The organism is Bacillus sp. P4_D3 (assembly GCF_056401855.1).
In genome coordinates, this window is record NZ_JBFUIN010000151.1 from 1 (window position 1) to 7,160 (window position 7,160).

General features: G+C 35.2%; 9 protein-coding genes. 6 read left to right on the plus strand and 3 right to left on the minus strand.

What is annotated here, in order from left to right; genetic code table 11:
* Window positions 1-8 precede the first annotated feature (8 nt).
* Complete coding sequence (gene spoVAF, locus AC1DTM_RS15220; RefSeq protein WP_477000435.1) at window positions 9-1,400, plus strand: spore germination protein SpoVAF; 1,392 nt, start codon at window positions 9-11, stop codon at window positions 1,398-1,400.
* 96 nt (window positions 1,401-1,496) lie between these two features.
* A complete protein-coding gene (locus AC1DTM_RS15225; protein ID WP_033714022.1) occupies window positions 1,497-2,300 on the plus strand; it encodes a Cof-type HAD-IIB family hydrolase in 804 nt (267 codons plus the stop codon).
* A 31-nt stretch (window positions 2,301-2,331) separates the two neighbouring features.
* On the opposite strand, the gene AC1DTM_RS15230 is transcribed toward AC1DTM_RS15225, so the two are convergent.
* On the minus strand, window positions 2,332-3,198 hold the full coding sequence (locus AC1DTM_RS15230; protein ID WP_477000434.1) for a DUF1002 domain-containing protein: 867 nt from the start codon (window positions 3,196-3,198) through the stop codon (window positions 2,332-2,334).
* Window positions 3,199-3,385: 187 nt separating this feature from the next.
* Here AC1DTM_RS15230 and AC1DTM_RS15235 point away from each other — a divergent pair, with 187 nt between their 5' ends.
* Entirely contained in the window at window positions 3,386-3,823 is a 438-nt protein-coding gene (locus AC1DTM_RS15235) for a peptidylprolyl isomerase (RefSeq protein ID WP_000853785.1), read from the plus strand.
* A gap of 486 nt (window positions 3,824-4,309) precedes the next feature.
* The gene (gene ribT / locus AC1DTM_RS15240) at window positions 4,310-4,678 is read left to right on the plus strand and encodes a GNAT family N-acetyltransferase RibT (protein WP_000908403.1); all 369 of its coding nucleotides are present in this window, start codon (window positions 4,310-4,312) and stop codon (window positions 4,676-4,678) included.
* 20 nt (window positions 4,679-4,698) lie between these two features.
* Here ribT and AC1DTM_RS15245 read toward each other — a convergent pair whose 3' ends face one another.
* Both AC1DTM_RS15245 and AC1DTM_RS15250 read right to left on the minus strand, forming a co-directional pair.
* Entirely contained in the window at window positions 4,699-5,217 is a 519-nt protein-coding gene (locus AC1DTM_RS15245) for a DUF309 domain-containing protein (protein WP_002199444.1), read from the minus strand.
* A 100-nt stretch (window positions 5,218-5,317) separates the two neighbouring features.
* Complete coding sequence (locus tag AC1DTM_RS15250; RefSeq protein WP_000510194.1) at window positions 5,318-5,413, minus strand: YjcZ family sporulation protein; 96 nt, start codon at window positions 5,411-5,413, stop codon at window positions 5,318-5,320.
* Window positions 5,414-5,582: 169 nt separating this feature from the next.
* On the opposite strand from AC1DTM_RS15250, the gene AC1DTM_RS15255 reads away from it, so the two are divergent.
* Entirely contained in the window at window positions 5,583-6,326 is a 744-nt protein-coding gene (locus tag AC1DTM_RS15255) for a segregation/condensation protein A (protein WP_002111606.1), read from the plus strand.
* Between the two features lie 158 nt (window positions 6,327-6,484).
* On the plus strand, window positions 6,485-7,057 hold the full coding sequence (gene scpB, locus AC1DTM_RS15260; protein ID WP_002111604.1) for an SMC-Scp complex subunit ScpB: 573 nt from the start codon (window positions 6,485-6,487) through the stop codon (window positions 7,055-7,057).
* The last annotated feature ends 103 nt before the right edge of the window (window positions 7,058-7,160 follow it).

Below are 7,160 nucleotides of genomic sequence, written 5' to 3' on the forward strand. Positions count from 1 at the left end.
CAGTTGGACTGGGTGTTACATACGATGTTGGTATTCGTAAATTTCAAATTTTAAATAAAGAAATTGGTGTGTTATTTGTAAATGGACTTTGTGATACGAATTATATTATCCCTATTTTAGAAGAAGCGGTGGATACAAATGAAATAAGGGATGTAGAAGAAGATACAGTAAAGCTTTTAGAGAATCGTTTAATTCATCAACAAGTAAGTAAAGTAAAAACGATGGATGAGGTAATGCTCCAAGTATTATCGGGACTCATTGTTATATTTGTGGAAGGTGAAACGGAAGCGTTCGCAATAGATGTTCGTAGTTATCCGGGCCGGACACCGACAGAACCAGATACAGAAAAGGTAGTGCGCGGTGCAAGGGATGGCTTTGTTGAAAATATCGTTGTAAATACAGCGTTAATTCGTAGAAGAATAYGCGATCCACGTCTTCGAAATGAAATGATTCGAGTCGGAGATAGATCGCAAACGGATATTTGTATTACATACGTTCAAGATGTTGCAAATCCAGATTTAGTAAAGATTATAAAACAAGAATTAAATAACATTGATGTAGACGGGATTACGATGGCGGATAAAACAGTAGAAGAATTTGTAGTTAAACAAGGTTATAATCCATTCCCGCTTATTCGATACACAGAAAGACCAGATGTAGCAGCAAATCATCTATTAGAAGGACATGTGTTAGTACTCGTTGACACATCACCAAGTGTTATGATCACTCCAACAACATATTTCCACCATTTACAGCATGCAGAAGAGTTTAGACAAAATCCAGCTGTAGGTACATTTTTACGTTGGGTACGTTTTTTAGGTGTTATATTTTCGCTGTTCTTACTGCCATTTTGGTTAGTTTTTGTTTTTAATCCAACTCTTTTACCGGAAAGTCTTGCTTTCATTGGACCAAACAAGATGACGCACTTACCAATTTTATTACAAATTTTGATGGCGGAAATCGGGCTCGAGTTTTTAAGGATGGCTGCCATTCATACACCGACATCATTGTCGTCTGCAGCAGGATTAATTTCTGCCATATTAATTGGTCAAATTGCAATTGATGTAGGTTTATTTGTACCAGAAGTTATTTTATACGTAGCAGTTTCTATGATTGGAGCATACGCTACGCCAAGTTATGAACTAGGGCTTGGGAATAAGATAGGGAAATTGTTTGTAATTATTTTAACAGGCATATTTCATGAAATGGGATTTGTCATTGGAATGACGATATTGATTCTATTTTTAACATCTATAAAAAGCTTGCAAACACCGTATTTATGGCCGTTTTTACCGTTTGATTGGGGCGCGTTAACGAAAATTTTACTTCGTCCAACTATGTCTAGTTTAAAGGTTCGTCCAAGTATTGTAAGACCTCAAAATGTGCGAAGACAAAAATAAGCGGGATTATGCTCCTGCTTATTTTTTATTGAAAATTTATTGTTTTTTTAACAAAAATCAAACATTTTTTTTGTACAATTAGAGTAGATATTGTGTATGAGAGGGGAAGAGGACATGATTAAACTATTTGTAAGTGATTTAGATGATACGCTCGTTTACAATGTGAATCATATGCAAAAAGAAGATGAACGAGCGCTTTGTTGGCTAGCTGAAAAAGGGACAAATATTTGTTTTGCCTCTGGCCGTTTTACTCACCGAATTGATGAGGCGGTAAAAAGGTTTTCGTTCCCGTATTACACAACTAGTTTAAATGGAGCGACAATGATACTACCGGATGGAAAGGTATTTCATGAATCGAGTTTTGAAGATGGGGTTGCCCAGGAAATATATCGATATATACATAAAAAGGGACTAGCAGATATTGTTTGTGCAAATGAGCAGCGATATACAAAAAGGAAGAATGAACATCACCATACTTTTGAAGAGTATATGGGAGTGCATATTGCTGAAATCGAAGAATTAGAAGAGGAATTTGGGAAGACTGTACATCCTGCGAAATTATTTGTTTTTGGCGAAGAAGAAAAAATTGTAGCATTAGATCAAGAGTTGAGAGATACATTTCATAGTGAAGCAGAAGTTTTTATATCGGGTAAGCGATATGTTGACATTATGCCAAGAGGTGTAAGTAAAGGAAGCGCTCTGAAGCGATTAATGGAACATTTACAAATTGAAGCAAATGAAGTTGCGTGTATTGGAGATTCTTTCAATGATATTTCTATGTTTGAAGTAACCCCGCACTCCTTCAGCCTCCATCATGCTCATCCGTATGTGAAGGAGAAAGCAAATCATGTTGTTCGTTCGGTTGAAGAAGCTATTATGAAATTACCGTTACTTGTATAAAAAAGAAGCTCGTCACTGGCGAGCTTCTTTTTTACTTGAATAAAGATTTAACGAAATCAATGATACTAGAGAAGAAATCTTTTACTTTATCTAGGAAACTTTGCCCTTCTTCAGATCCTAAGAAGGCAGACACATGGTCTTTTGCTTTATCTAATTGGCTACCAACTTGGTTCCAATCGATATTAAGATTTTTCATTTTATCAAATAACGATACTAAGTTATCCAACTGTTCATCTGTTAATGTAATGCCAAGTTGATCAGCAATTTTTTTAATTAATGAACGTAAATCTTCAGTTGTTTTTGGCTGTTCTTTTGCAATTTCTTCTTTAATTTTTGCAACAAGTTGAACTGCTTTTTCTTCACCGATTTTATCACCAAGTTTTGCTGTTTGTACCATTTCTTCATTGGCTACTTTTTTAATATCTTCTGGAATTTCTTTGTTCGATGTTGTTTCATAGGCCTTCATTAAACCTGTTAAAGCAGCAGTTCCGGAAACTTTAAATGGTGCAGTAATTTGAATCTCTGCATCTTTCACACCTGCTGTAATAAGTGCATTTGTATACATTGCATCTGTTATCGAATTAATGTTTTTTGAGCGTACAATGAGACCAGACCCTGGTTTTGTGTATGTAATCATAGAAGAGGAAATTGCTCTTGTACCAATTTGTGCTTTTGGAACAATTCCTTCTAGAAATTTATGTTCTTCCGCATTAGACACAGTGATGATTGTAGCATCTTTTGGTGYTTTCATTTCTTTTAACAGCTCTTGTTTTTGTTGTTCAGATAAGTTTTCTCCTAGTGTAACAATTGATTCTCCCTCAATGATGTCTGCAAATGAAGCTGTTGGCATAATAAATACGGCTACAGCTAATAGCAGAGCTAGTAATTTCGCTTTCACGAAAAATCGCTCCCTTTCTCTTTCTGAAATTTTCGGGCAACACAGTTATTATAGTATATTTTTAAAATTTGTCACCTAGCTTTTTCCACATTTCGAAAAAGAAGTATGCAGATTGTCGGATTCTTTTTGTTTCTCGTCATGAATATGGTAATATAGTGCTGAGATAGTTGAAAGGAGACATATACATATGAAAACTTTAGGATACATATTAATGGAAAATGGCGAAAAAATCGATTTAGAATTTTTCCCAGAAGAGGCACCAAAAACAGTAGAAAACTTTAAAAAATTAGCAGAGCAAGGATTTTATGATGGCGTGACATTCCACCGCGTTATTCCTGGCTTCGTAAGCCAAGGTGGAGACCCAACAGGCACAGGTGCAGGTGGCCCAGGTTACTCTATTCCATGTGAGACTGATGGAAATCCTCATAGACACCTTGTTGGATCACTTTCTATGGCACATGCTGGCCGTAATACAGGTGGTAGCCAATTTTTTGTTGTTCATGAGCCACAACCGCATTTAGATGGCGTACATACTGTATTCGGTAAAGCAACAAGCGGTATTGAAACAGTATTAAACATGCGTCAAGGTGATGTAATGAAAGAAGTTAAAGTTTGGGAAGAATAAGTTATGAGAAAAAGAGAGCGATTTTGCTCTCTTTTTTTATTTTCTATAAACAGGAATCGGTATATATTTTAAAGTATATGACACAAATAGGACGACTACTAGCGTTAAAATATATTGTTCATCAGAACACACTTTTAACAAAATACATAGAATGGAGTACGAATTATATGCTTCAATAAATGGATTTCTCTTAACATATTGCTTTTGGTAGAACTAATTTGTTCAAAAGTGGTTAATAATTGAAATGTGATGAGAAAGGGATTCTCCTTTTAGTTCCTATACAGTATTGTCTCTTTTTTTGAGCGGTGTAATAGAGAGAAATAGCGTGGAAACATATATTTGACTTTCTTCTTAACGCTTTGTATGATTATCAAGTTGTTTCAGCCTCTTCTCACTCTGGTAAAAATATTGTAGAATGAATGTGATATGAAAAGAGTGATTGATGGGATAAATAGTTTGTAACTTTTGTAAGAAGGGATAAGGGTTATGTTAATTCGTTTTAAAAAAAGTTATGAAAAAATTGCAATGGGGCTTCTTTCATTTATGCCAACTGAAAAAGATGTAAAAACATTACAATTGACAATGAAAGAGTATGAAGCGAAAGAGGATTGGCAATTGTATTTGTGGAAACAAAATGAAGATTTTGTTGGGATAATGGGGATTATAAAAAAAGAAGATCAGGTATTGGAAATTCAGCATTTGAGCGTGAATCCGTCTCACCGTCATATGGGGATTGGGACGAAGATGGTTCAAGAGCTTAAGAGTAAATTTCTTGAGTTTACAATTTGCGGAAATGAGCAAACAGCAAGTTTTTGCAAAAAGTGTAAAGAGCTTGAACAAAATATACATTCATGAAAGCAGGGATAAGTGGTTTATTATCTCTGCTTTCTTTTTTGTAGTTGTTCGTGTCGTTCAGAAATGACTTCTGTTCGATCACGCAATGTGTGCTTATTTATGATGTATTCACCAGGAATGAAATTCACATCTTTCCAAGAGAGGTTTTGTTTTTTACATAACTGTATGCATTGTTTTTCTAACGATGCGTCTAATAAGGGTAAAAATAACGGCGCGAAAAATTCCTTTTTGTGGATAGATTGTAACCTTTCATTTAATAAGAATATAAGATGTTTATGATCTATTCCTAATTGATGTAACGGCACACTGTTCTTTTCTAAAAGTGCTATTGCGCTTTTTATCATCTTCTCTGCGCCATTCCAGTTGGATCGTCTGTGATGGTATAAGGAAACAGCAATTTGAATGAGACCGACTAAGTAAGTGTCGCGTTCTCCTCTAGGTTTTAATTTCCAATACTCTTCTAATATTTCATGACATTCAAAATAATCACAGTCTCCGTGAAAATGAATTAAAAATTGTATGTACTCGGTAGGATACATTTTTTTTCGCTCCTGTCTAACGGTTATATGTACAGTTTATCATAGAAATATTAACAATAAGCGACTAGGGAAGTATCCCTAGTCGCTTTCTTGCTTCCTATTAGCAGAAGCAAGCTGCTCCTACAATGATTAGTAAAATGAACAGTACAACAAGTAATGCGAACCCACCGCTAAAACCACAATCAACGTGACCCATAGTTTTTTGACCTCCTACATTGTTCTTACTACATTGTTATCATATGAAGCGGTGGGCATTATGACATGGGCATAGGTCTATTTTTAATTAAATTTCTTAAAAAGGTTGGATAGAACATGAGTATGCTCTATACTTATGGTGTTATARAAAAAATGTGGTGGGATGCTTTGTGCAGTATAATTTTAAAGTAGAGGCTTTTGAAGGGCCTTTAGATCTATTGTTACACTTAATACATCGTTACGAAATCGATATATATAATATTCCTGTAGCGGAAATTACAGAGCAATATCTATCTTATGTCCATACGATGAAAGAATTACAATTAGATGTTGCCAGTGAGTATTTAGTAATGGCTGCAACGTTATTACAAATTAAAAGTAAAATGTTGTTACCGAAACAAGAAGAAGATGTACCTGATAACGGTGAAGACTTTATAGATGACCCTCGTCAAGAATTGATGGAGAGGTTAATTGAATATAAGAAATATAAGCAAGTTGCTACTGAGTTAAAAGAAAGAGAACAAGAAAGAGCACAGCTATATACACGTCCGCCAATTGATTTTACATCATTTCAACAAGAAGAGGAGACAAGCTTACCTCTTGATGTTACGTTATATGATATGTTAGCGGCATTTCAAAAGCTAATGCGTCGTAAAAAAGCAAAGACCCCCGTAACAACGCGAATTACTCGCCAAGAAATACCAATTGCACAGCGAATGACGGATATTCTACAGCAGTTAGAAGTAAGAGGCGGTCGTCAAAGTTTTTATGATTTGTTTGCTGATGAAGAACGTGAAATAATGGTTGTAACATTTTTAGCGGTTCTTGAGCTAATGAAAAATCAACAAATCATAATTGAGCAAGAACATAATTTTGATGAAATTTTCGTATCAAGCTCTAATAAATCCTTATAGAGCCAGCAAGTGAAGATGGGATAGAAATATTTTATCTCATGTTAGGTTTTAATGTATCGTTTGGAACGAGAGAAGAAATATTGAACCGAACGCATTTACTGTGATTCGGTTTTTTTATGTGTATTTTTTATGGAAAATAGGAGGAAGGAGTTCGTAAAATGGATAGAAAAGAACAAAAGGCGATTATTGAAGGGCTTTTATTTGTTGCAGGTGACGAAGGGATTTATCCGGAACAGATAGCTAAAGTTCTGGAAGTTGAAGTGGAAGAAGTAATAAACAGTATAGAGGAAATGCAAAAAGAATGTGAAGGATCGAATCGCGGTCTGCAAATTGTGCAATATGCAAAAGTGTATCGTTTTGCAACAAAGAAAGAACATGCTGCATACTATCAAAAATTAATAGATACCCCAACAACGGCGTCACTGTCTCAAGCAGCTCTTGAAACGTTGGCAATCGTTGCGTACCGTCAACCGATTACAAGGACAGAAATGGAAGAGATTCGAGGTGTGAAAACAGACAAGGCATTACAAACGTTAGTTTCACACTTACTTATAAAAGAAACGGGAAGAGCGGAAGGACCGGGGCGCCCTATTTTATACGGAACGACGAAAGAGTTTTTAGATACGTTTGGATTGAAAACATTAGATGATTTACCACCTCTTTCGGAAGAAAATGAACAAATGAATGAAGCAGATTTATTCTTTGGTTCTTTACAGGAATTATCAAAATAAAAGCTTAGCATTTTGCTAAGCTTTTTTTGTATATCAATTACAGAGCGTGCCATACTAAATGAAAAAAGGAGACGAGCTATGAAGGGTGTACGGAGTATTCTAT

Bases quoted from the DNA above. Each gene is read 5' to 3' on its own strand.
- AC1DTM_RS15235 (WP_000853785.1), top strand. From the start codon at position 3,386: ATGAAAACTTTAGGATACATATTAATGGAAAATGGCGAAAAAATCGAT.
- AC1DTM_RS15225 (WP_033714022.1), top strand. From the start codon at position 1,497: ATGAGAGGGGAAGAGGACATGATTAAACTATTTGTAAGTGATTTAGAT.
- AC1DTM_RS15250 (WP_000510194.1), bottom strand. From the start codon at position 5,413: ATGGGTCACGTTGATTGTGGTTTTAGCGGTGGGTTCGCATTACTTGTT.
- scpB (WP_002111604.1), top strand. From the start codon at position 6,485: ATGGATAGAAAAGAACAAAAGGCGATTATTGAAGGGCTTTTATTTGTT.
- AC1DTM_RS15245 (WP_002199444.1), bottom strand. From the start codon at position 5,217: ATGTATCCTACCGAGTACATACAATTTTTAATTCATTTTCACGGAGAC.
- ribT (WP_000908403.1), top strand. From the start codon at position 4,310: ATGTTAATTCGTTTTAAAAAAAGTTATGAAAAAATTGCAATGGGGCTT.